General features: G+C 43.8%; 1 tRNA gene and 2 rRNA genes. All 3 read left to right on the forward strand.

Annotated elements, in window-relative coordinates:
- Positions 1-66: ribosomal RNA gene (locus VN21_RS08410) — 16S ribosomal RNA — on the forward strand; the annotation flags it as partial.
- A gap of 58 nt (positions 67-124) precedes the next feature.
- Positions 125-200: transfer RNA gene (locus VN21_RS08415), tRNA-Ala, on the forward strand.
- Between the two features lie 258 nt (positions 201-458).
- Positions 459-936, forward strand: a 23S ribosomal RNA gene (locus VN21_RS08420); the annotation flags it as partial.

The following is a 936-nucleotide window of genomic DNA, read 5'->3' on the forward strand; positions in this document are numbered from 1 at the left end:
CCAATGACTGGGGTGAAGTCGTAACAAGGTAGCCGTATCGGAAGGTGCGGCTGGATCACCTCCTTTCTAAGGAGTAATTACCTACTGTTTAATTTTGAGAGTTCTTAAATGAACTTCATATTGTGGGGGTGTAGCTCAGCTGGGAGAGCACTTGCCTTGCACGCAAGGGGTCAGGAGTTCGATCCTCCTCATCTCCACCATATAGTAGACTAATAAGTCTAACTTAAAAGGGCGTAGCCCAAAAGCTATACTTTGAGCAACGGGATGTGAGCGACTTTGGAGCGAATAGACGTTGGCGATATGCGATAGCATTTTAGCACTTTGAAAACTGCATAACATTTAGTGATGATTAAATAAACCAATTATAAGAGAAGAAAACTCTTTAAAAAATAACACTTTTAAGCAATGGGACATGAGTCATATTGACGAATGGACATTGGCGAAGTCATTTAATAACTGGTCAAGTTATTAAGGGCGCAGGGCGGATGCCTTGGCACTAAGAGCCGATGAAGGACGTGATAAGCTGCGATAAGCTTCGGGGAGTTGCACGTAAACTTTGATCCGAAGATTTCCGAATGAGGAAACTCACTTAGAGTAATGTCTAAGTATCATTAAGTGAATACATAGCTTAGTGAGGGGAACCCGGGGAACTGAAACATCTAAGTACCCGGAGGAAAAGAAAGAAATTCGATTCCGTAAGTAGCGGCGAGCGAACGCGGAATAGCCCAAACCAGTGAAGTTTTCTTCGCTGGGGTTGCGGACATATCACAAACAAGAGGTCATCGTAAACGAAGAGAGTTGGAAAGCTCCGCTATAAAGTGTAATAGCCACGTAGTTGAAACGATAATTCTTTAGATATGATCCAGAGTACCACGGGACACGTGAAACCCTGTGGGAAGCAGGAGGGACCATCCTCCAAGGCTAAATACTACTTAG

The sequence above is a fragment of the Paraclostridium benzoelyticum genome, assembly GCF_001006285.1.
GTDB lineage: Bacteria > Bacillota > Clostridia > Peptostreptococcales > Peptostreptococcaceae > Paraclostridium > Paraclostridium benzoelyticum.